Origin of the sequence: Bacillus sp. FF-1 (genome assembly GCF_028548245.1) — a bacterium.
Classification (GTDB): Bacteria; Bacillota; Bacilli; order Bacillales; family Bacillaceae_G; genus Bacillus_A; species Bacillus_A paranthracis.
The window spans coordinates 134,971-155,556 of record NZ_JAQQGG010000003.1 but is presented as its reverse complement, the minus strand read 5'-3'; the positions used below and the strand labels follow the sequence as shown (position 1 = coordinate 155,556).

24 protein-coding genes and 1 pseudogene are annotated in these 20,586 nt (G+C 35.8%); 17 read left to right on the top strand and 8 right to left on the bottom strand.

Annotation, left to right across the window (positions count from 1 at the left end; translation table 11 throughout):
- Nucleotides 1-168: 168 nt before the first annotated feature.
- The gene (locus PQF83_RS11185) at nucleotides 169-375 is read right to left on the bottom strand and encodes a CDGSH iron-sulfur domain-containing protein (RefSeq protein WP_001151582.1); all 207 of its coding nucleotides are present in this window, start codon (nucleotides 373-375) and stop codon (nucleotides 169-171) included.
- 139 nt (nucleotides 376-514) lie between these two features.
- On the opposite strand from PQF83_RS11185, the gene PQF83_RS11180 reads away from it, so the two are divergent.
- A complete protein-coding gene (locus PQF83_RS11180; protein ID WP_000360809.1) occupies nucleotides 515-760 on the top strand; it encodes a YqkC family protein in 246 nt (81 codons plus the stop codon).
- 10 nt (nucleotides 761-770) lie between these two features.
- Here the strand turns inward: PQF83_RS11180 and PQF83_RS11175 are convergent, their stop codons facing one another.
- Nucleotides 771-1,694 (bottom strand): alpha/beta hydrolase, encoded by a 924-nt coding sequence (locus PQF83_RS11175; protein WP_000819219.1) that lies wholly within the window; start codon nucleotides 1,692-1,694, stop codon nucleotides 771-773.
- Between the two features lie 81 nt (nucleotides 1,695-1,775).
- Between PQF83_RS11175 and PQF83_RS11170 the strand changes: the two genes are divergently transcribed.
- The gene (locus tag PQF83_RS11170) at nucleotides 1,776-2,255 is read left to right on the top strand and encodes a GNAT family N-acetyltransferase (RefSeq protein ID WP_000233414.1); all 480 of its coding nucleotides are present in this window, start codon (nucleotides 1,776-1,778) and stop codon (nucleotides 2,253-2,255) included.
- A 102-nt stretch (nucleotides 2,256-2,357) separates the two neighbouring features.
- On the top strand, nucleotides 2,358-3,221 hold the full coding sequence (locus PQF83_RS11165) for a LacI family DNA-binding transcriptional regulator (RefSeq protein ID WP_000201355.1): 864 nt from the start codon (nucleotides 2,358-2,360) through the stop codon (nucleotides 3,219-3,221).
- A gap of 23 nt (nucleotides 3,222-3,244) precedes the next feature.
- Here the strand turns inward: PQF83_RS11165 and PQF83_RS11160 are convergent, their stop codons facing one another.
- Both PQF83_RS11160 and PQF83_RS11155 read right to left on the bottom strand, forming a co-directional pair.
- Nucleotides 3,245-4,564, bottom strand: coding sequence for a Na+/H+ antiporter family protein (locus tag PQF83_RS11160; protein ID WP_001098981.1), 1,320 nt, complete (start codon nucleotides 4,562-4,564; stop codon nucleotides 3,245-3,247).
- 131 nt (nucleotides 4,565-4,695) lie between these two features.
- Nucleotides 4,696-5,694 (bottom strand): alpha/beta fold hydrolase, encoded by a 999-nt coding sequence (locus PQF83_RS11155; protein WP_000898953.1) that lies wholly within the window; start codon nucleotides 5,692-5,694, stop codon nucleotides 4,696-4,698.
- Nucleotides 5,695-5,815: 121 nt separating this feature from the next.
- Between PQF83_RS11155 and PQF83_RS11150 the strand changes: the two genes are divergently transcribed.
- Entirely contained in the window at nucleotides 5,816-6,292 is a 477-nt protein-coding gene (locus tag PQF83_RS11150) for a ribbon-helix-helix domain-containing protein (RefSeq protein ID WP_000151910.1), read from the top strand.
- 123 nt (nucleotides 6,293-6,415) lie between these two features.
- Here PQF83_RS11150 and PQF83_RS11145 read toward each other — a convergent pair whose 3' ends face one another.
- Nucleotides 6,416-8,005 carry a bifunctional metallophosphatase/5'-nucleotidase gene (locus PQF83_RS11145; RefSeq protein WP_000265584.1) on the bottom strand — a complete coding sequence of 530 codons (1,590 nt, stop codon included), beginning with the start codon at nucleotides 8,003-8,005 and terminating at the stop codon, nucleotides 6,416-6,418.
- A 200-nt stretch (nucleotides 8,006-8,205) separates the two neighbouring features.
- Between PQF83_RS11145 and PQF83_RS11140 the strand changes: the two genes are divergently transcribed.
- From PQF83_RS11140 to PQF83_RS11130, 3 genes are all read left to right on the top strand, one after another.
- Nucleotides 8,206-8,469 (top strand): YqkE family protein, encoded by a 264-nt coding sequence (locus tag PQF83_RS11140; RefSeq protein WP_000727549.1) that lies wholly within the window; start codon nucleotides 8,206-8,208, stop codon nucleotides 8,467-8,469.
- Between the two features lie 68 nt (nucleotides 8,470-8,537).
- The gene (locus PQF83_RS11135) at nucleotides 8,538-9,059 is read left to right on the top strand and encodes a GrpB family protein (RefSeq protein WP_001227170.1); all 522 of its coding nucleotides are present in this window, start codon (nucleotides 8,538-8,540) and stop codon (nucleotides 9,057-9,059) included.
- A gap of 132 nt (nucleotides 9,060-9,191) precedes the next feature.
- Nucleotides 9,192-10,019 (top strand): aldo/keto reductase, encoded by an 828-nt coding sequence (locus PQF83_RS11130; RefSeq protein WP_000547999.1) that lies wholly within the window; start codon nucleotides 9,192-9,194, stop codon nucleotides 10,017-10,019.
- Between the two features lie 29 nt (nucleotides 10,020-10,048).
- Here the strand turns inward: PQF83_RS11130 and PQF83_RS11125 are convergent, their stop codons facing one another.
- Together PQF83_RS11125 and mciZ are read right to left on the bottom strand one after the other, a co-directional pair.
- On the bottom strand, nucleotides 10,049-10,963 hold the full coding sequence (locus tag PQF83_RS11125) for an aldo/keto reductase (RefSeq protein WP_000747194.1): 915 nt from the start codon (nucleotides 10,961-10,963) through the stop codon (nucleotides 10,049-10,051).
- Between the two features lie 59 nt (nucleotides 10,964-11,022).
- The gene (gene mciZ, locus PQF83_RS11120) at nucleotides 11,023-11,151 is read right to left on the bottom strand and encodes a Z-ring formation inhibitor MciZ (protein ID WP_000870299.1); all 129 of its coding nucleotides are present in this window, start codon (nucleotides 11,149-11,151) and stop codon (nucleotides 11,023-11,025) included.
- A 74-nt stretch (nucleotides 11,152-11,225) separates the two neighbouring features.
- Here mciZ and PQF83_RS11115 point away from each other — a divergent pair, with 74 nt between their 5' ends.
- Nucleotides 11,226-11,765 (top strand): NUDIX hydrolase, encoded by a 540-nt coding sequence (locus tag PQF83_RS11115; RefSeq protein WP_000067038.1) that lies wholly within the window; start codon nucleotides 11,226-11,228, stop codon nucleotides 11,763-11,765.
- A 23-nt stretch (nucleotides 11,766-11,788) separates the two neighbouring features.
- Here PQF83_RS11115 and PQF83_RS11110 read toward each other — a convergent pair whose 3' ends face one another.
- A complete protein-coding gene (locus PQF83_RS11110; RefSeq protein WP_000803491.1) occupies nucleotides 11,789-12,340 on the bottom strand; it encodes a GNAT family N-acetyltransferase in 552 nt (183 codons plus the stop codon).
- Between the two features lie 155 nt (nucleotides 12,341-12,495).
- Between PQF83_RS11110 and spoIIM the strand changes: the two genes are divergently transcribed.
- From spoIIM to corA, 9 genes and pseudogenes are all read left to right on the top strand, one after another.
- Nucleotides 12,496-13,113 carry a stage II sporulation protein M gene (gene spoIIM, locus PQF83_RS11105; protein WP_223290733.1) on the top strand — a complete coding sequence of 206 codons (618 nt, stop codon included), beginning with the start codon at nucleotides 12,496-12,498 and terminating at the stop codon, nucleotides 13,111-13,113.
- Between the two features lie 106 nt (nucleotides 13,114-13,219).
- Nucleotides 13,220-13,675, top strand: coding sequence for a ferric iron uptake transcriptional regulator (fur, locus tag PQF83_RS11100; RefSeq protein WP_000392655.1), 456 nt, complete (start codon nucleotides 13,220-13,222; stop codon nucleotides 13,673-13,675).
- 103 nt (nucleotides 13,676-13,778) lie between these two features.
- Entirely contained in the window at nucleotides 13,779-14,009 is a 231-nt protein-coding gene (locus PQF83_RS11095; RefSeq protein WP_001250432.1) for a YqzK family protein, read from the top strand.
- A 6-nt stretch (nucleotides 14,010-14,015) separates the two neighbouring features.
- Complete coding sequence (gene xerD, locus PQF83_RS11090) at nucleotides 14,016-14,906, top strand: site-specific tyrosine recombinase XerD (protein WP_000390084.1); 891 nt, start codon at nucleotides 14,016-14,018, stop codon at nucleotides 14,904-14,906.
- A 143-nt stretch (nucleotides 14,907-15,049) separates the two neighbouring features.
- Nucleotides 15,050-15,793, top strand: coding sequence for a FixH family protein (locus tag PQF83_RS11085; RefSeq protein WP_001993299.1), 744 nt, complete (start codon nucleotides 15,050-15,052; stop codon nucleotides 15,791-15,793).
- Nucleotides 15,794-16,217: 424 nt separating this feature from the next.
- Nucleotides 16,218-17,402 (top strand): phosphopentomutase, encoded by a 1,185-nt coding sequence (deoB, locus tag PQF83_RS11080; protein ID WP_001046082.1) that lies wholly within the window; start codon nucleotides 16,218-16,220, stop codon nucleotides 17,400-17,402.
- A 12-nt stretch (nucleotides 17,403-17,414) separates the two neighbouring features.
- Nucleotides 17,415-18,236 carry a purine-nucleoside phosphorylase gene (locus tag PQF83_RS11075; protein WP_001078446.1) on the top strand — a complete coding sequence of 274 codons (822 nt, stop codon included), beginning with the start codon at nucleotides 17,415-17,417 and terminating at the stop codon, nucleotides 18,234-18,236.
- Between the two features lie 7 nt (nucleotides 18,237-18,243).
- Nucleotides 18,244-19,548, top strand: a complete 1,305-nt coding sequence (locus PQF83_RS11070) for a pyrimidine-nucleoside phosphorylase (RefSeq protein ID WP_001243079.1) — start codon at nucleotides 18,244-18,246, stop codon at nucleotides 19,546-19,548.
- A gap of 62 nt (nucleotides 19,549-19,610) precedes the next feature.
- Nucleotides 19,611-20,572: pseudogene (gene corA / locus PQF83_RS11065) on the top strand (magnesium/cobalt transporter CorA).
- The last annotated feature ends 14 nt before the right edge of the window (nucleotides 20,573-20,586 follow it).

Below are 20,586 nucleotides of genomic sequence, written 5' to 3'. Positions count from 1 at the left end.
AAAAAATAAAAGGCTAGTAAAAAGTATTCGAATGTGAAGAATTGTGTGAAAATATATGTAGGCTGAGATGGAGACAAAAGTATTAGAAATGTTGTAAGGAGAAGGGATATAACGGAGTTGCTAAAAAGAAAAAACATGCACAAAAAAATGTGCATGTCACATGTAAAATTATTCTGCCTCTGGTGCTCTAACAACAGATTCGAATTTACCTTTATGCGAAGCATCGCAATAAGGCATATTTTTTGATAAACCACAACGGCATAAAGAAAATGCCGGTTTTGCTGGGAATACATTCCCTTGTGAATCAACTAATTCCACGTCCCCTGTAACGCGAAAAGAGCCATTATCATTTACTTTAATTTGTACTTTAGCCAACGCTATCCCTCCTTCCCAAACGCTTAATTTCATCATATAATCAAGAGAAGTACTTGACAATATGAAAAGAGCACTTTCTTTGGAAGAGAAGAGAGTGTTATAATGTTTTTTATAACTGACTAGAGTAAGGTGACGAAAGATGGATAAACAATTACGTACATTACGAAATATTGCAAATGAGCGCACGTGGGCTTCATTTTTGAATGATAATCATCCATATAGTTTGTTACACTGGTCCATTGCTGGTGTAGGACAAGAGTCAAAGGATGTTTGGTTACTGCAAGATGAGGTAACATTTCAAACGACAGAATTTCCAACGCTAGATGATGCAATAAAGTGGATTTCTGAAAATATGGAACAAGTTACAGACGTTTTAGCGCAATAAAAAAACAGGCTTATGCAAGCCTGTTTTTTGTTTCTTTTACATATGAGTTTAAAAATTGATCAACGGCTGCTTCATACTCTTCTTTATTTTCGTTATAAGAGCAAGCGTGTGCGCCGTGTTCTGCAATATAAAGTTGTTTATTGTTTTCCTTCGCTTCATAGAGCGCTTTCGTCATATCAGCTAAAATATAATCATCATCTTTACTATGAATAAAGAGGACGGGATTGTTAATGTTTTTTATACAATCGATTGGTGAAACTTCACGAATCGTATAACCGTCACGCACTTTTAAGAAAGCATTTGCTAAAGGTAATAAAGGCCATTTCGGTAAATGGAATTCAACCTTTAAACGGTGCTGTAATTGTCCGTAGAAATCAGAAAAAGGACAATCTGCAATATAGAAATCAGCACCATCTTCTACAAGTCCTGCGTACTGAAGAAGTGTTGCAGCTCCCATCGATTCACCATGAATACCGAGTGTTATATTTGTTCCAAAACGACTTTTTAGCCAGTCAACTACAGATTTTAAATCATGCTTTTCATAGTATCCATAGCTTGTTGTTTTTCCGCCAGTTTTACCATGACGACGATGATCGTAAATAACGACATTATATCCTCTGTTTAAAAATAACCTTGCATATTTTACAGAGTTCATTTTATTTACAGTTACGCCGTGACAGAAAATCATAAACTTATTGGAATGACCAGCAGGAATGTAATATCCGTGAAGATCATATCCGAATTGCGAAGGAATATGAATTTCTTCTTTATGAAGAGCTTCAAAATCCTCTATACGAAAATGTTTTTTCGTTTCTCTTTCGAGTATTTCTTCCTCTGTTTTTTTCTTTAAGTACATCACCTTATTTGTAAAGAAAATCCCAAGGGCAGTTATCGCACCTAGTATAGTAAACAATGCTGCAAAAAAACGTTTCATACTTTACCTCATCCTCCAAATACCGTTACATGTGATACACTTATATTGTATCACAAGGATAGAAAAGGGGAGAAATAGGAAATGGTGCATATACAAAAAATTACGCCAGCGATGAAAGAAACAATCCGAATGTTCATGTGTGAGAACTGGGGGAGTTCATTGATGGTTTCACGTGGTAAGGGACATCAGTTAGAAGAGTTGCCAGGATTTGTTGCGCTCTCAGAAGACAGAATAATCGGAATTGTAACGTATGAATTGATCGGAAATATGTGCGAAATTGTATCGTTAGATAGCTTTGAAGAAAGAAAAGGAATAGGGACAAAACTTGTGGATTGTGTATTACGAGTTGCAGAAGAAGAACGGTGCAGGAAGGTTTGGCTTATAACAACAAATGATAATATGAATGCGTTACGTTTTTACCAAAAACGTAATTTTTTGATGACGAATTTATATGTAAATGCGGTGGAAGAGGCACGAAAAATAAAGAAAGAAATTCCGCGCATTGGGTATGATAATATCCCGATTTTACATGAAATTCAATTAGAATATAGTTTAGTGTAATGATGTAACAATTTTCAGAAATATAAATTATTAACCTTGACGAATATTGTAATTTAGGTTACCGTAAAATTGTAATCTATTACCATATTAAGGGGTGACGATGTGGCAACTATACGTGATGTTGCAAAATTGGCAGGTGTTTCAGTCGCAACCGTTTCACGAGTTATAAATGAAAAAGGATACGTTCATGAGGACACAGTAAAACAAGTAAAGGAAGCAATTGAGGAATTACGTTATAGGCCAAATAGTGCAGCAAAGCCACTATTTAAAGAGAATTCAACGATAATTGCATTACTTGTAGATAATCTATATGACCCATCAAACATCACTTTGCTACATTGTATTGAGGAAATAGCGTATAAAGAAGGATATCAAATTATTGTTTGTAATATAGAGAATAAAGATAGATACATACATATGTTGAAGGAAAATAACGTTGCAGGTGTTATTTTGACAAGATCCGTTTTTAAAAGTATAGGAGAAATCCCACTTCCGTTTGTTGTGATTGATGAAAAAAAATCTCATGCAAATTATTATGAAAGTGGCCAAAGAGCGGTCTCTTTATTAAAAGAAAAAGGTTGTCACTTTCTTGCTTATTTCGGTGAGGGCGAAGATAGTGAAGAAATGGAAGAGTACATATCAGGATTTTTAGACGCTGTTTGGGAGGAAGGAATCTCTTATCGAGAAGAATGTGTACAAGGGTATACGAATAAACAGTTTGTTACATTATTGCAAGCTTATCCGTATATAGATGGAATTGTAACTTCAAGTGATAAGATTACCTTTGAGTTAATTCGAGCAGCAAAAAAATTAAATATCCGTATACCGGATAAATTGAAAATTATTGGACTGAACGGGAGTATAGACAGTGAGTGGGCAGGTCCGTCATTTATGCAAATGGAAAGTTGTATCGAAGAAAATGGGAGAATAGCATTGCAACAATTAAAGGGAAAAATAAAAAAGTAAAAGGTGCGTATAAAACGCACCTTTTATAATGTAATTGCGGCAATAAAGCCGAATATAAGTAACGGTATATTGTAATGTAAAAAAGTTGGTACACACGTATCCCATATATGATGGTGTTGACCATCAGCATTTAAACCGGATGTTGGTCCAAGTGTACTATCTGATGCTGGAGATCCTGCGTCTCCTAGCGCTCCGGCTGTACCGATAATTGCAATGGTGGCCATTGGACTAAATCCAAGCTGAATACAAAGAGGTACAAAAATTGTTGTTAAAATAGGGATGGTTGAAAAAGATGATCCAATCCCCATCGTAACGAGCAGTCCAATTACAAGCATAAGAAATGCAGCGAGTGGTTTGTTATTCCCAATTATATGTGCACTCGTTTGTACAAGAGATTCAACATGTCCTGTTTTTCGAAGAACAGCTCCGAACCCAGCGGCAGAAATCATAACAAATCCGATAAAGGACATCATACGCATTCCGCTTGTTAAAATTGCATCAGCTTCTTTAAGAGGTAGACTACCACTAACTGATAAAACGATAATCCCCGCTAGAGCGCCGAAAATCATTGATTCTGTTGCTAATTGAACAGTTAATGTAGCTAAGATAGATACTAGCCCGAAAGTAATGCTTCGTTTTGTATAGGGAACGATTTCATTTTCAGTAGTATGAATTTGTTCTGTTTCATACGTACGAGGTTTTCGGTACGTAATAAATACTGCCACACATAATCCGATAATCATACCGATTGCTGGAATGGTCATTGCTTTTGGAATAAGTGCGACATCAAATGTAAGACCGCTTTGCGCAGCATTTGTTTGTAATACATCATGATAAATTTTTCCGAATCCTGCTGGAATCCACATATAAGGAGTAATCAATCCGAATGTAATAATACATGTAACAAGTCTGCGATCCACTTTCAGCTCATTTAATACTTTTAAAAGTGCTGGAATTAAGATGGGGATGAAAGCGATGTGAACAGGAATCACATTTTGTGAGAAACAAGCCATCGTTAAAATGATAAATAGAATAAGTATTTTAGAGTAAACTTGTTTTTTCGTGTCTTGTTCATTGCCAATCCACTTTAATGCAGTTTGAATCATAGCATCTGGAAGTCCGGTTTTGGAAAGAGAAATAGCGAAACCACCAAGCATTGCATAACTTAAAGCGATTGGAGCACTGTTTCCAAGACCAGTTGTAAAAGTGTTAATCGTTTCTGAAATACCGAGTCCACCGATAAGTCCGCCTGTTAAAGCTCCAACAATGATGGCGACAATGACCTGGACACGTAACAAACTAAGCAATAGCATAACTGCTACTGCAATGAGTACAGTATTCATAATAAATGTAATCTCCCCAAAATTTTATTGTGTTAAGGCAAGGAAATATGAATCACCTTGCTAGATTTATACATAGTTGCGACATATTATTATAAATTGTTTCTTATGAAATGTAAAAGAGCCTTTTGTTACTAATGGTGAAAAGCTAGCTCTTGTTTAATGGATTGTAAAGAACGAGCGAATAATTCTGGCTCTTCTAAATCGGGAGAATGTGCTGAATTTGGGAACCAAATCATCTTTTTTATCGGTGCTTCTATTACATCACAATATTCCTGAACGAGTGCATAAGGAGTTTGATAATCATAGCGACCAGAACAAAAATAAACTGGAATAGATAAACTCGTAATAGAAGAAAAGAAATCGATTGTCAACATTTCTTCCCATAAAACGCCAGATTTTAAATTTCCTGCGAGAAACTTGAACCAATCTAATAGTGTATATTCGGGAGAAAAGAAGCCTTTTCGTATGAAAGAAAAGGAAGATCCGTTTTGGATTGCACCTCCGAATGTGCCAAGCCATTTTCTTTGAATAATAAGGCGTCTCGTATCTAAAAATGGCGGTTTTCCTAATTTTAAAAGGGACGCTAATGCTTTTTTATGATTATATTTTTTTGCAGAACGAATTAAATGCTGATATAGTAATTCCTCGTTTTGTTTCATATGTACAATTTGCCCAATACCGATATAAGCCTCGATATATTGTGGATAATAGTGTGCTATGTTAAGCCCGATAATACTTCCCCAAGAATGACCAGCGAGAAATAGTTTCTGTTTATTGAACTTTTTAAGTACATATTGAATCACTTCTTTTGCATCGGAAATGAATTGTTCGATTGTAAAATTTGCTCCGAAATCTTTCATTGAAAAGGATTTACCTGCCCCGCGCTGATCCCAATTAATTACGATGAAGTGTTTCTCCAATTCTTTTTGAAAATGACGAATAAATCCGATTTGTGCCATGCCTGGTCCACCGTGACAGCATAATAAAATAGGCTGCTCTACGTTTTGCCCGCGCATAAGGAGAGTTTGTTTTCGGTTGTTAATCATAACGCTTTCCATCGTAGCGATACTATTGGGAATGAGTTTTTTATTTTCATTATAGAACTGCGGGGTATTGCTACGAAAAAGCATATTGAAAACCTCCTTTTCTAAAATCGTATGAATCGCACAGGCTATTCGTTTTGCATATACTGTTAGAAAATCATTGTAACATACCATACTAGTGTCATTTCAATATGGGAGGAGGGAAATTGTGACGATTGGAGAAATTATCGATTGTTTAAATAGGCGTGAATCCATCGCTATTATAGCAAAACGTCTTGAAATAAGCCCGTATACATTATCGAAGAAATTAAGATTGATTGGATACGAATATGATGGAGAACAGAAAAAGCGTATTTTTGTAGGAGATGGAGAAGAACCGCGTCACTTACAACTCCAAGAAGCGACAGCCCTTCAATATGCGAAAACGGATTATCAACTATTAATTTATGAACAATTACAAAGTATTTATGAGTTATTAAGAAAGAAAGAAGAAGTAATTGCCCCCATGATGAATATAAGTACAGAAAAAAAGAAACGTACCTTTTCTATTAATAAAGAAATATTAGCAAAACTAGACGTTATATCAGAATCGAAAGGAATTCAAAAATCTAAACTTGTAGAAGAGGCGTTACAACAATTTTTACAACAATATGATTTTAACAACACATCACATATTGATAAATAAAGAAAAGGATACTATGTTCATTGTAAGAACGAGTATCCTTTTTAGGTTTCACATATATGACGGATAAAAGGTTTATGTGTATCTTTTACGATGAAAAATTAAGATTGTTTATTATGAGTGTACTTAATTTGTTTTTTGAATTCTACCATCGATAATTGGCTGAATAGGTTCTTTTAATTGTTTTACGTAATCGACTAGCGCTTCAAAGTCGTTTGGACCAGTCTCTGGATTTTTACCATTTTTAAATGATACAAATCCATCACCGCCAGAAGCTAAAAAGGCATTTGCCACTACGCTATACGTTTTAGATGGAGATAATTCTTCACCGTTTGTTAAACGTATATTTGTAACTTTTTCACCGTTTGGTTTATTTGCATCCCACGTATATTGAATACCTGAAATTTGAAGCATTCTCGTCGTTCCTTTTTGCCATTGTTGATTTAAAATGTCGCGAATATCTTGACCTGTTAAATCTACTTTAATTAATTGGTTTCCAAAAGGCTGAATGCCGTATAATTCGCCCCATGTAATATCGCCAGCATCTAAGTCATTACGAATGCCGCCCGGATTCATAAGTGCGATTTGAGTTTGCATCGTTTGGCGCTGGGCATCGGCAACTAAATTTCCAAGAGTGGACTCACCAGCATCATTTTGTTTACGGTCGATAGGTGCTGTAGATTTTCCGACAACTTCATTTACAAGCGGTGCAATTTTTTCTTTATATTGATCTAGTTTTTTCTTTACTTGTTTATCAGGTTCTACACCTTCATGGTATGTTGTAACAACTTCAGCTTTTTTCTTTACAATATCTTTTGTTTTACGATCAATTGTTACATCTACATCTGAGAAAGCCATTCCGTAAGAGTTCGCTTGGACGATTAGTTTATTATTTACAGTACCATTTACATACGTGTGACTATGCCCACCAAAAATAACATCAACTTCCGGATCTGTTTCATTTGCAATTCGAGTAAGGTCTCCATTTGTCACACCAGACTCATCTGTTGTTCCACCGACATGAGCAAGGACGACAATGGATTTAACGCCAAGACGCTTTAATTGCTGCGTTGATTTATTAATTGCTTCTACTTCGTCAGTGATTTCTACATTTTTAAGCATAGTAGGCATCACGACATTTGGTGTATCAGTTGTAACTACGCCAATGAATCCTACAGGCACACCATTTACCATTTTTACAGTAAATGGCGGTAAAAATAAGCGGCCAGTGGATTTATTATAGAAGTTTGCAGCGACATAAGGGAAATTTGCACCTTTGAAATTCCCTGTTTTTTCGTGATAGCCACCGTAAATGAGACGTTTCATTTCATCAATACCTTCATCAAATTCGTGGTTTCCGATTGTACCAACATCAAATTTTAAGTCATTTAAAAATTCAATCGTTGGTTCGTCTTGTAACAATGCTGAAACTGGTGGACTAGCTCCGACAATATCGCCAGCGTGTACGAGAAGTGTATTCGGGTTTTGCTTTTTACGTTCTTTTAAATAAGTAGCTAAGTAATCAGCGCCACCAGCTTCTTTGTTATTAATTTTTTTAACAGTATCTAGTTGTCCATGGAAATCATTAATACCAAGCATTTGTACGTCTATGTAGCGGTTTTGTTCAGCTGGAGTCTGGGATGGGGGAGCAGCAAATACGGTTGAAAAAGTAATGGTGCTTAAAACGGCAACAGCAGGAATGATTTTTTTCCACATAATCTAATTCTCCTTTTTTATAATCTGACATCATACGACATAATTTTAATAGATTCATAGGATTATATCTATACAAAAAAATAGTTTTTTCGAAAAATTAACATATTTACAAAAAGTGAATAATAGAGTAAAGGACCTTTTTTATTGTCGAGTTCATTGTGTATCTACTATAATGGAGAAAAAAGTAAAAGGTGAGTAGTATGAAGAAAAAGAAACAAAGACAAATGCAAAGACAGGCGCAAGTGAATCAACAAAAGAAAGAGTCGCTTACATTAGGTGATCAATTAAATGATTCACTCATGCAGCAATTAAAGAATAAGAAGAAAGAGTTGCAAGTGAGAGAAGAGGAAAAAGTGGCAGCTGAACAGGAAAGAAAGCGCCAAGAACAAAAAGAACGTGAAAAGAATAAATCATTTGAAGAACTGTTAAGTGAAAGTAACCTTACTTGGAAAGACTTTAAATAATAACGAAAATGATCAGTGAATAACGCTGATCATTTTTTTGACGAGCTTGTAAGAAAAGGGGAGTTAGAATGAGAAAAATTGTAGTTGTTCCGCATGAAAATCATTGGGGTGAAAAATTTCAAATGGAGGCTGAAAGATTAAAAGCGGCGATGCCCGAAAAGGTGAAGGTCCATCATATTGGAAGTACGTCGGTGCCAGGACTGGCAGCGAAACCAATTATAGATATGATTATGGAAGTAGAGAGTATCGACAGAGTAGATAGGTGGAATGAACGTTTTGAAGAGCTTGGCTATATCGTAAAAGGGGAGAATGGTATTTCAAGACGCCGTTATTTTATTCATGGAACGGAGGAAAAACGCTCGTATCACTTACACGTGTTTGAAAAAGGAAACCCTGAGATAGTAAGGCATTTAGCATTTCGTGATTATATGATGGCTCATTGTGAAGAAGCTGAGGCATATGCAACTTTAAAGAAAGAATTAGCTGAAAAGTATACATATGATGGTGCGTTATATTCGGAAGGGAAAACTGAGTTTGTACGTAATGTTGATGAAAAAGCGAAGAAATGGATGGAAAATAATGTTAATTAATGAGTTCGCATTATTTTAGAAAGTATATAAGCTTATTATGTAAACTGTACATATGTTTTGACTTTTTGGTTGAATCTTGTTCAAATAAAGTGGTGGCTTATAAAAAAATGTAATGATGAAAGGGAGACGACTGTGCACATTCCAACAACTACACTTCACAATGGCGTAAAAATGCCGATGATTGGTTTAGGCGTTTATAAAGCGAAAGAAGGCGACGAAGTAAAACAAGCAGTAAAAACAGCGCTAGAAGTTGGATACCGTTCGATTGATACAGCAACTGTATATGAAAATGAAAGCGGTGTCGGAGAAGCAGTTCGTGAATCAGGGATTCCGAGAGAAGACATCTTTATTACAACAAAAGTTTGGAACGATGATCAAGGATACGAGGAAACACTTGAGGCGTTTGAGAAAAGCTTAAAAAAATTACAAATGGACTATGTAGATTTATATTTAATACATTGGCCAATAAGAGGGAAGTATGTTGATACGTACCGAGCATTAGAAAAACTGTATGAAGAAGGTAAAGTGCGCGCGATTGGTGTTTCTAACTTCCATAAACATCATTTAGAACTGCTATTACCAAATTGCAAAATAAAGCCGATGGTAAACCAAGTGGAACTTCATCCGATGTTAACACAATTTGAATTGCGTAATTTCTGTCAAGGTGAGCAAATTCAAATGGAAGCATGGAGTCCATTAATGAGGGGCGGAGAAGTATTTCAGCACCCGATTATTCAGGCCATTGCTACTAAATATGAAAAAACACCTGCGCAAGTTATATTAAGGTGGGATATTCAAAGCGGGATTGTGACGATTCCTAAGTCTGTTACACCATCTCGCATTCAGGAGAATTTTTCTATCTTTGACTTTTCATTAACAGAAGAAGAGATGACTCAAATTAATACGTTAAATCGTAATTTACATGTAGGAACGAATCCTGATAAATATGATACGTTATAAAAAGACGCTACCAGTATGGTAGCGTCTTTTTATCGGTGTAATGCGTACGCATCACATTTCACAATTTGCTGAAGCTGTGTATATTCTGCTGTTGTTAACTGTGTTTGTTTACTAGCTTGTACATTTTCTCGTAATTGCCCAATAGAGCTTGCACCAGGTATAACAGCTGCAACAGTTTCGTTATGTAAGCAATATTGAATAGCTGTTCCAGTTAAGGAGTTTTCTCCAATTATTTCTTTTACATTCGCAAGCGTCGCATATAATTCATCGTAAGAATAAGAAAGGTAATCTTTTTCTTTTACTCTTTCTATCTTTCTTGTATTGTTATCAGTTAATATTCCTTTCGCAAGTGGTCCGCGAGCAATGACGCTAATTTGATGTTCATTAAGAAGCTGGAACCATTCTTCAGGGCGACGATTCAAAAGGCTATATTCCATTAGAACACTAACGATATTTGAACGCTGTGCATATTCACGGATGACATTTGGACGTATAGAAGAAATACCGTAATGGCGAATGATACCTTCTTTTTTCAATTCTTCAAAGGCTTCAATTACTTCATCTATAGGATCTTCAATCGTCCCGCCGTGAAGTTGATAAAGATCAATATAATCAGTTTGAAGTCTACGTAAACTTTCTTTCACTTCAGCCTTTATGTAATTTTTAGAAGGATCCCAAGACCAGCCGTTTTTTTCTTCTGTCCATCGATTCCCAACCTTCGTTGTAAGGATAATTTGGTCTCGTTTTCCTTTTAAGGCTTTTCCAACAAATTCTTCGTTTAATCCATAATCATATAAATCCGCTGTATCAAAAAAATTGATTCCTACATCGATTGCTTCATCGATAATACGCAAGGCTTCTTTTTCAGATGTACCGAGAGACATACAGCCAAGTCCCATTTCTGTCACAAATAAATCTGAGTTTCCTAATTGACGTTTTTTCATAAGTCAACCTCCTTCTCCTTATTCTTATTGTACGCAAGGGAAAAGAGGTTGACAAACGTTTACTTTTTAGTTGCTGTAATCCACTCTTGTACAGTTGTATACTCTTTGCCATATTGTTTTAGCTTATGGCGAATTTGCCATGCTTTTCCGACTAAAGTGACGCGATTTGGTAAAATATAAACTTTCATTTCTATCACGCTCCTTTCAATGTGGTAAAATGTATGAGGAAAGAATAGGAAATAGAACAGGGAGATGAAGTAGTATGAGTAATCTTGCAGAGAGAACAGTAAAAACTGAGCCGATTTTTGATGGTAGAGTTATAAAAGTTCGTGTTGATGATGTAGTATTACCAAATGGAGCAATGAGTAAACGTGAAATTGTAAATCACCCTGGTGCAGTTGCTATTATTGCTATTACTGATGAGGGGAAAATTGTGCTTGTTGAGCAGTATCGTAAAGCGCTTGAAAAGGCGATTATAGAAATTCCGGCTGGCAAGTTAGAACCAGGTGAAAAACCTGAGGTGACAGCAGTTCGTGAATTAGAAGAGGAAACAGGTTATGTATGTGAAAATATGGAGCTTATTACTTCTTTCTATACATCCCCAGGATTTGCAGATGAAATTTTATATGTATATAAAGCGACAGGTTTGACGAAAAAAGAAAATAAAGCTGCGTTAGATGAAGATGAGTTTGTGGAATTAATGGAAGTATCATTAGAAGAAGCAACTACTCTTATGAAAGATCTTCGTATTCACGATGCGAAGACGATGTTTGCAGTACAATATTTACAACTACAAAAATAAACACTCGCCAAAGGCGAGTGTTTTTAATTAATTTTTGCATATACGCGTGCATCACGTAAGCTACCATCTGGTGCTATGAAATCATTTTCCATTGTACCTTCTAGAATAAATTCTAAACGTTCTGCTAAGTTACATGCATTTGTATTTGTTGCATCAATACGAATTTCAATTCTTCGAGCGCTTAGCTTATCAAAGGCAAATTGAATGGCACCTTTCACAGCTTCGGTCATATAGCCTTGTTTTGTATAAGCGCTATGTAGCCAGAAGTGAAGTGAAAACTTTGGAATATCCCAGTTTTCAGGCTTGAGCGTTATAGCTCCGATGAATGTACCAGATACTTTATCGTATAAGTGAAAATCAAGTGTTTCACGAAGTAAAAACTGTCCGTGAGCGTTACGAACGATTTCTTCAGCACTTTCTTCTGTTTCAGCGTTAATTGGCATCCACGGTACTAAGTCTTCTAGAGAAGCTTGTATTGCTTCATACACTTCTGCACCATCACCTGGAAATGGCTTACGAACCTGTAAGCGTTCAGTTTGAAATAATGTTGGAAAATCTAATAATAATGGTTTCAAGAGAAATCCCTCCTATTCTCTACTTTTTAGTTTAGCAAAGTAGAGCGGAATTTCAATGTTAATTCGTCATACTTTTTTCTTTCTTTCATACATTTTTAGTAAGAGTGTGAACGGAGGGAAGAAAAATGTGGAGAAAAACTTGGCAAGACCGTGTAATGTCTCACATACAGGAAAACTCTTCATTATATATATTTAACGCTGTTTTGTTATTGATGGGAGTAATATTTGGAGCAATTCTTGTAAATAGTTTACAATTAAATCAAAAACAAGATTTATCATTTTATTTGCAACGTTTTTTTGGACAAGTTTCTAAAGGAGAATTTGCTATTGCAGGCGAAATGTTTCGAGAAAGTTACTTTTCACAATTAAAATACATTGGATTTATTTGGATTTTAGGGATTTCAATTATTGGATTGCCACTCATTTTTATTTTATTATTTGCAAAAGGAGTAGTTGTCGGATTTACAGTAGGTTTCTTAGTAAGTCAGCATGGATGGAATGGATTATTATTAGCATTCGTTTCTGTATTGCCACAAAATCTCATTATCATCCCAGTATTTCTCGTTATGACAACAATTGCCGCAAGTTTTTCCTTACGCATGATTAGGCATCAATTTATCCGAAAAATAACTGAGCCGCTATTACCATTATTGATCCGTTATACATGCTTCTTTCTTGTAATTGGAGCGGTGTTAGCTCTTGCTTCTAGTGTAGAGGCTTATGCATCACCAGTTTTAATGAAAGAAGTCGTTGAGGCTATTAATAAACAATAAATACTTTATGAGAATAATTATCAATTTGTTTTTATTGTTTTTCTTTTGACAGAAGCCCTTCTTCTGATATAATGGTGTAAGAGTGGCGAGGAGGGAGTAGTACCGAATGGAAGAAAGAATTGAACGAATTAAGAAGCAATTACATGCAGCGAGCTACAAATTAACACCGCAACGTGAAGCAACAGTTCGTGTGCTGCTAGAAAATGAAGAAGATCATTTAAGCGCAGAAGATGTTTACCTCCTTGTAAAAGAAAAGTCGCCAGAGATCGGATTAGCAACCGTCTATCGAACTTTAGAACTATTATCTGAGTTAAAAGTTGTCGATAAGATTAACTTCGGAGACGGTGTTTCACGCTATGACTTACGCCAAGAAGGTGCGCAGCGTTTCCACCATCATTTGATTTGTACACAATGTGGTGCTGTACAAGAAATACAAGAAGATTTACTTGGTGAAGTGGAAAGGAAAGTAGAACATGACTGGAGCTTTAAGGTGAAGGATCATCGTTTAACATTCCATGGGATTTGTAAAAATTGTCAAGAAAATGAAACGGATGAAAAATAACCTTTTCCTATTTAACTAGGAAGAGGTTTTTTATTTGAATAAGGTATAAATTGGTGAAAGCTTGGCATATGTTGTAATAACTTATATTTTGGAGGAATTTACAATGCGCCGAGCTTTAAAATTAACTTTTGATGGGATAAAAGTATTTTTATTATTTACAAGTTGTACGATTTTGTTTTATTTCGCTATACTATGGATAAATGAAGAATATGAAAGCTATCATCGTTATGAAAAGCCAAAAGAAGAGACTGTAGAAAAAGTATCAGGGAATGAAGAGCCGGCAAAGGATGCTTTCGTAAATAGAATGATGTTTTTCTATGAAAATGGGGAGTAGTGTAGATTGGAAGATCAATTAAAAGATTTTATTCATTATATGGTTGTTGAAAAAGGACTAGCGAAAAATACAGTAGTATCTTATGAACGTGATTTAAAAAGTTATGTAAAGTATTTGCAAAATGTAGAACAAGCGAAAAGCTTTCACGAAGTGACACGATTGCACATTGTTAACTTTCTGCAGCACTTAAAAGAAAACGGAAAATCTTCGAAAACATTAGCACGTCATATTGCATCGATTCGTTCGTTTCACCAATTTTTACTTCGTGAACGAGCGGTAGAGCACGATCCATCCGTACATATTGAAACGCCGCAAGGAGAACGGAAATTACCGAAAGTATTGTCAGTTGATGAAGTAGAGGCGTTACTGCAGACACCAAAAATGACGAGCGCTTTTGGGGTTCGTGATAAAGCGATGCTAGAGTTATTATATGCAACAGGACTTCGTGTTTCAGAATTAATTGCATTAAATTTAGAAGATGTACATTTAACGATGGGATTTGTTCGATGCATAGGGAAAGGGAATAAAGAAAGAATTATTCCACTAGGAAGTTTAGCGACGGAAGCGATTCAAAAGTATATTGAAAAGGGAAGAAGAGAATTGATGGGGAAAAAAGTAGTAGATGCACTCTTTTTAAACCATCATGGCAATCGATTATCAAGACAAGGATTTTGGAAAATTTTAAAACGATTAGCGAAAGAAGCAAATATTGAAAAAGAGCTTACACCTCATACATTGCGTCATTCTTTTGCTACGCATTTATTAGAAAATGGAGCAGACTTACGTGCTGTGCAAGAAATGCTTGGACATGCAGATATTTCAACGACACAAATTTATACGCATGTTTCAAAAACTAGATTAAAAGATGTATATAAACAGTTTCATCCGAGAGCATAGGTACTATGCTCTTTTTTCATAGATTCAAAAGGCTATAGCACTTCACAGAAACTTCACAAACATTTCGTACATTGTTTTCAGCAGAAGACTAGAATATTACAATGTATTTCCTCTATACTAAATAAAGTATGAAGGAGGAAATGATGATGAAAAAACTTATTATGACTTTATTTATCGCGATGCTAGCATTGGCTGGCTGTAATACAAACAAAGAAGAACCGAAAAAAGAACAGAAACTAGAAGCTGTAAAAGTAGCAGTTCAAACAAATCCGAAAGAAATTAAACCTGGTGAAAAAACAGAAGTACAAGCACTTGTTACACAAGGAAAAGAAAAGGTAACAGATGCTGATGATGTAAAGTTTGAAATTTGGAAAGCTGGCGACGAAAAGCACGAGATGCTAGAAGGTAAGCATAAAGGAAAAGGTGTTTATGCTGTAGAGAAAACGTTCGAGACGGATGGCGTATACCATATTATTGCTCACACAAATGCGCGTGAAATGCATGTTATGCCAGAAGTAAAAGTGGCTGTAGGAAATGCGAAAGTAGAAGATGCGAAAAAAGAAAATAGTGATCATGGTGCAGGACATGGTGATCATAAAAGCGATACAATGATTCACCTTATGGCTGGTGACATAAAAGCAAATGCTGAATCAACAATGAAAGTTCATTTAAAACAAAAAGAAGAAGCTTTAACTGGTGCTGAAGTACAACTTGAGATTTGGAAAGATGGTGTGGAAAAACACGAATTCATTCCAGCAAAAGAAGGAAATAAAGGGGAGTATGAAACGAAACATACTTTCAAAGAAAAGGGTTCTTACAAAGTGAAAGTTCATGTTAAAAAAGGCGAATTGCATGAACATAAAGAAGAAACAGTAGAAGTAAAATAAAAAGGTAGCTCTTTAGAGCTGCTTTTTTTATTTTTATTCTGAAAATGATTAGTGGGAAAGAACAAAACCGCCACTGATTAAAATTTCACTTTATATGAAGAAATAAATCATAAAATGATTAGCACTTCTGTGCATAATGGATTACAATAGAAGTGTGAAGAAAATGAGAAATTCTACGAAAATGTATTAAAAAGAAAGCGTAAACATGTTATGATATCAGTATCAGATGTCTGACATCTGACTTAGAAAAAACTAGAAATGTTTTTGAGTCGTTTCAAGGTAAACGAAATAGGTTAGAGAATGATTTAAAGAAGTACTGTTTGATAATGAGAACGAAAGATAATTCTTATGGAGAACAGTTTCACTTTATAGCGTTTTGAACATACTACAAGAAGTAGAACTGAACTTATAGGAGGTCGCAGTTATGAATAAATATAAACGTATATTCCTAGTCGTAATGGACTCTGTTGGAATCGGTGAAGCACCAGATGCTGAACAATTTGGTGATTTAGGATCTGACACAATTGGTCACATTGCTGAACATATGAATGGGTTACAAATGCCTAACATGGTGAAATTAGGTCTTGGTAACATTCGTGAAATGAAAGGCATCTCTAAAGTAGAAAAACCACTTGGATATTATACAAAAATGCAAGAAAAATCTACTGGTAAAGATACAATGACAGGCCACTGGGAAATCATGGGTCTTTACATTGATACACCATTCCAAGTGTTCCCAGAAGGATTCCCAAAAGAATTACTTGATGAATTAGAAGAAAAAACAGGCCGTAAAATCATCGGTAATAAACCAGCTTCTGGAACTGAAATTCTTGATGAACTTGGTCAAGAACAAATGGAAACAGGCTCTTTAATTGTTTACACTTCTGCTGATAGTGTACTACAAATCGCAGCACACGAAGAAGTAGTGCCGCTTGATGAGTTATATAAAATTTGTAAAATTGCACGTGAATTAACGTTAGATGAGAAGTACATGGTAGGCCGTGTTATTGCTCGTCCATTCGTTGGTGAGCCTGGAAACTTTACACGTACACCGAACCGTCATGACTATGCATTAAAACCATTCGGCCGTACAGTAATGAATGAATTAAAAGATAGTGATTATGATGTGATTGCTATCGGTAAAATCTCTGACATCTATGATGGTGAAGGGGTAACTGAATCACTTCGTACGAAGTCTAACATGGATGGAATGGATAAGCTTGTAGATACATTAAATATGGACTTTACAGGTCTTAGCTTCTTAAACTTAGTTGACTTTGATGCATTATTCGGTCACCGTCGTGATCCACAAGGATACGGAGAAGCTCTGCAAGAATATGATGCACGTCTTCCAGAAGTATTCGAAAAACTAAAAGAAGATGATCTATTATTAATTACAGCAGACCACGGTAATGACCCAGTGCATCATGGTACTGATCATACACGTGAATATGTACCGTTATTAGCATATAGCCCAAGCATGAAAGAAGGCGGAAAAGAGTTACCACTTCGTCAAACATTTGCTGATATTGGTGCAACTGTAGCAGAAAACTTCGGTGTGAAAATGCCAGAATACGGAACAAGCTTCTTAAACGAGCTAAAGAAATAGGGGGATAAACAAATGAATCGTGAACTTATTACAAAATCAGCTTCATATTTAAAAGAGAAATTTCAAGAGACACCACAAGTAGGACTAATCCTTGGATCTGGACTAGGTGTATTAGCGGATGAAATCGAGAATGCAGTAACAGTACCTTACAGTGAAATCCCTGAATTCCCAGTTTCCACTGTAGAAGGCCATGCAGGTCAACTAGTATTCGGTACACTTCAAGGTGTAACAGTAGTAGCAATGCAAGGACGTTTCCACTTCTATGAAGGATATGATATGCAAAAAGTAACATTCCCAGTTCGTGTTATGAAAGAACTAGGAGTAGAAACAGTTGTTGTAACAAATGCAGCTGGTGGTGTAAATACATCATTCGAACCAGGCGATCTTATGTTAATTTCAGATCACATTAACTTCATGGGTACAAATCCATTAATCGGACCAAATGATTCTGAAATGGGTGTACGTTTCCCTGATATGTCTACATCATATACAGTAGAGCTTCGCGAAATGGCGAAACAAGTTGCAGCAGACTTAAATATTAAAGTACAAGAAGGTGTATACGTTGGAATGACAGGTCCTGTATATGAAACACCTGCTGAAATTCGTATGCTTCGCACACTTGGTGGAGATGCAGTTGGTATGTCAACAGTACCTGAAGTAATTGTAGCGCGTCACGCTGGTATGAAAGTACTTGGTATTTCTTGTATTTCAAATATGGCAGCTGGTATTTTAGATCAGCCACTTCACCACGATGAAGTAATCGAAACGACAGAACGTGTTAAAGCTAACTTCTTAGCATTAGTAAAAGCAATCGTAAAACAAATGAAGGGGTGACCTCACAATGAGAATGGTGGACCTAATTGCAAAAAAACGTGACGGACATGCATTAACGACAGAAGAAATTAACTTTATTGTTGAAGGATATACAAATGGTGATATTCCTGATTATCAAGTAAGTTCACTTGCAATGGCAATTTTCTTCCAAGATATGAACGATCAAGAACGTGCAGATTTAACGATGGCAATGGTAAATAGCGGTGATACAATCGACTTATCAGCTATTGAAGGAGTAAAAGTAGATAAGCACTCGACAGGTGGCGTTGGTGATACAACAACACTTGTATTAGGTCCATTAGTAGCCGCTTTAGGTGTACCGGTTGCAAAAATGTCTGGACGTGGTCTAGGACATACTGGTGGTACAATTGATAAATTAGAAGCAGTTCCGGGATTCCATGTTGAAATCGAAAATGATGAATTCATGCGTCTTGTAAATGAAAATAAAATCGCAGTTATTGGTCAAAGTGGAAACTTAACACCTGCGGATAAAAAATTGTATGCACTTCGTGATGTAACGGCAACAGTAAACTCAATTCCGCTTATTGCAAGCTCAATTATGAGTAAAAAAATTGCTGCTGGTGCAGATGCAATTGTTCTTGATGTAAAAACTGGAGCAGGTGCATTTATGAAAACAGATGAAGATGCAAAACGTTTAGCAGAAGCAATGGTGCGCATTGGTAATAACGTTGGTCGTAATACGATGGCTGTTATTTCTGATATGAGTCAACCACTTGGTGAGGCTATTGGTAACGCACTTGAAGTACAAGAAGCAATTGATACATTACAAGGTAAAGGACCGAAAGATTTAGAAGAGTTATGTTTAACGCTTGGAAGTCAAATGGTATACCTTGCTGGACAAGCTTCATCTCTAGAAGATGCACGTGAGAAATTAATTGAAGTAATGAACAACGGTAAGGCGCTAGAATCATTTAAAACGTTTTTATCAGCGCAAGGCGGCGATGCATCTGTTGTTGATGATCCTTCTAAATTACCACAAGCACAATTTAAAATTGAAGTGGAAGCGAAGGAAGACGGTTATGTATCAGAAATCGTTGCAGATGAAATCGGAACAGCAGCAATGCTTTTAGGAGCAGGACGTGCGACGAAGGAATCTGAAATTGATTTAGCAGTTGGCTTAATGCTTCGTAAAAAAGTAGGGGACAGCGTGAAAAAAGGTGAATCCCTTGTTACCATTTACGCAAACCGTGAAAATGTAGAAGACGTAAAAGCAAAAATTTATGAGAACATGAAGATCTCTAAAGAGCATGTAGATGCACCAACATTAGTGCACGGCATCGTTACTGAATAATAAAGAAGGGCCAGGGAGTGTTTCTCCTTGGCTTTTTTTACTATTTTTTGTTTATAATAATAATGGGTGAAAATATGATTAGAATTTGTGCAATAACAAAAACAGATGAAGTATTATATGATGTTTCGCTAGAGGAAACAAAGAAAGACCATATTGTATGGTATTGGCTAGATTTATATAAGCCAACGAAAGAAGAGTATACATACATTTTGCAAGATCATTTTAAGTTCCATCCCCTTGCAATTGAAGACTGCATAGAATATGTACAGAGGCAAAAGTTGATTTTTATGATGGATATAACTTTTTAGTTCTTCATGCATTTGGTGAGGATGGATTAGAACCTCACGAGATTGATTTATTTATTAGTGATCGTTATATTGTTTCTTTCCACTTTTCTCATAACAATGCAATTGAAAGAGTATGGAAAACGCTTGGAGAAAAGAAGCGTATTAAAAATAGTCCCCTGCACGTAGCGCATACAATTATCGATCAAATTGTAGATGACTATTTTGCGCCTGTATATTACATTGAGGATCATTTAAATGCAATTGATGATAATTTAACGGGTGAAACGGCAGGAAGTGTACTAGAAGAAGTATTTGATATACGTGCAGATTTATCGAAGTTAAGACGTACAATTATTCCGATGCGTGATTTATTGTATCGTATTTTAAATTCGACTCGTTTTTACGGTATAAGTGATCATGAAATTTATTTTAAAGATATACATGATCATTTGCTTAAATTGACCGAAATGATTGAAGCAAGCCGGGAGTTAACAGCAGATATTCGAGATAGCTATTTTTCATTAAACTCGCATCATATGAATAACATTATGAAAACATTAACTGTATTCTCGACTATTTTCATGCCATTAACATTTATTGCGGGAGTATATGGAATGAACTTTACGCATATGCCAGAGCTCGGTGGACAATATAGTTATTTTATTTGTTTACTTATTATGGCACTAATTGGTGGCGGCATGATGGCTTGGTTTTATAAAAAAGGATGGTTTAAGTAAAAAACACCGAGGGA

Bases quoted from the DNA above. Each gene is read 5' to 3' on its own strand.
- PQF83_RS11155 (WP_000898953.1), bottom strand. From the start codon at position 5,694: ATGCTTTTTCGTAGCAATACCCCGCAGTTCTATAATGAAAATAAAAAA.
- PQF83_RS11115 (WP_000067038.1), top strand. From the start codon at position 11,226: ATGAGTAATCTTGCAGAGAGAACAGTAAAAACTGAGCCGATTTTTGAT.
- PQF83_RS11160 (WP_001098981.1), bottom strand. From the start codon at position 4,564: ATGAATACTGTACTCATTGCAGTAGCAGTTATGCTATTGCTTAGTTTG.
- PQF83_RS11170 (WP_000233414.1), top strand. From the start codon at position 1,776: ATGGTGCATATACAAAAAATTACGCCAGCGATGAAAGAAACAATCCGA.
- PQF83_RS11125 (WP_000747194.1), bottom strand. From the start codon at position 10,963: ATGAAAAAACGTCAATTAGGAAACTCAGATTTATTTGTGACAGAAATG.
- PQF83_RS11175 (WP_000819219.1), bottom strand. From the start codon at position 1,694: ATGAAACGTTTTTTTGCAGCATTGTTTACTATACTAGGTGCGATAACT.
- PQF83_RS11095 (WP_001250432.1), top strand. From the start codon at position 13,779: ATGCGCCGAGCTTTAAAATTAACTTTTGATGGGATAAAAGTATTTTTA.
- deoB (WP_001046082.1), top strand. From the start codon at position 16,218: ATGAATAAATATAAACGTATATTCCTAGTCGTAATGGACTCTGTTGGA.
- PQF83_RS11075 (WP_001078446.1), top strand. From the start codon at position 17,415: ATGAATCGTGAACTTATTACAAAATCAGCTTCATATTTAAAAGAGAAA.
- fur (WP_000392655.1), top strand. From the start codon at position 13,220: ATGGAAGAAAGAATTGAACGAATTAAGAAGCAATTACATGCAGCGAGC.
- PQF83_RS11085 (WP_001993299.1), top strand. From the start codon at position 15,050: ATGATGAAAAAACTTATTATGACTTTATTTATCGCGATGCTAGCATTG.
- PQF83_RS11070 (WP_001243079.1), top strand. From the start codon at position 18,244: ATGAGAATGGTGGACCTAATTGCAAAAAAACGTGACGGACATGCATTA.
- PQF83_RS11135 (WP_001227170.1), top strand. From the start codon at position 8,538: ATGAGAAAAATTGTAGTTGTTCCGCATGAAAATCATTGGGGTGAAAAA.
- PQF83_RS11140 (WP_000727549.1), top strand. From the start codon at position 8,206: ATGAAGAAAAAGAAACAAAGACAAATGCAAAGACAGGCGCAAGTGAAT.
- mciZ (WP_000870299.1), bottom strand. From the start codon at position 11,151: ATGAAAGTTTATATTTTACCAAATCGCGTCACTTTAGTCGGAAAAGCA.
- PQF83_RS11145 (WP_000265584.1), bottom strand. From the start codon at position 8,005: ATGTGGAAAAAAATCATTCCTGCTGTTGCCGTTTTAAGCACCATTACT.
- spoIIM (WP_223290733.1), top strand. From the start codon at position 12,496: ATGTCTCACATACAGGAAAACTCTTCATTATATATATTTAACGCTGTT.
- PQF83_RS11180 (WP_000360809.1), top strand. From the start codon at position 515: ATGGATAAACAATTACGTACATTACGAAATATTGCAAATGAGCGCACG.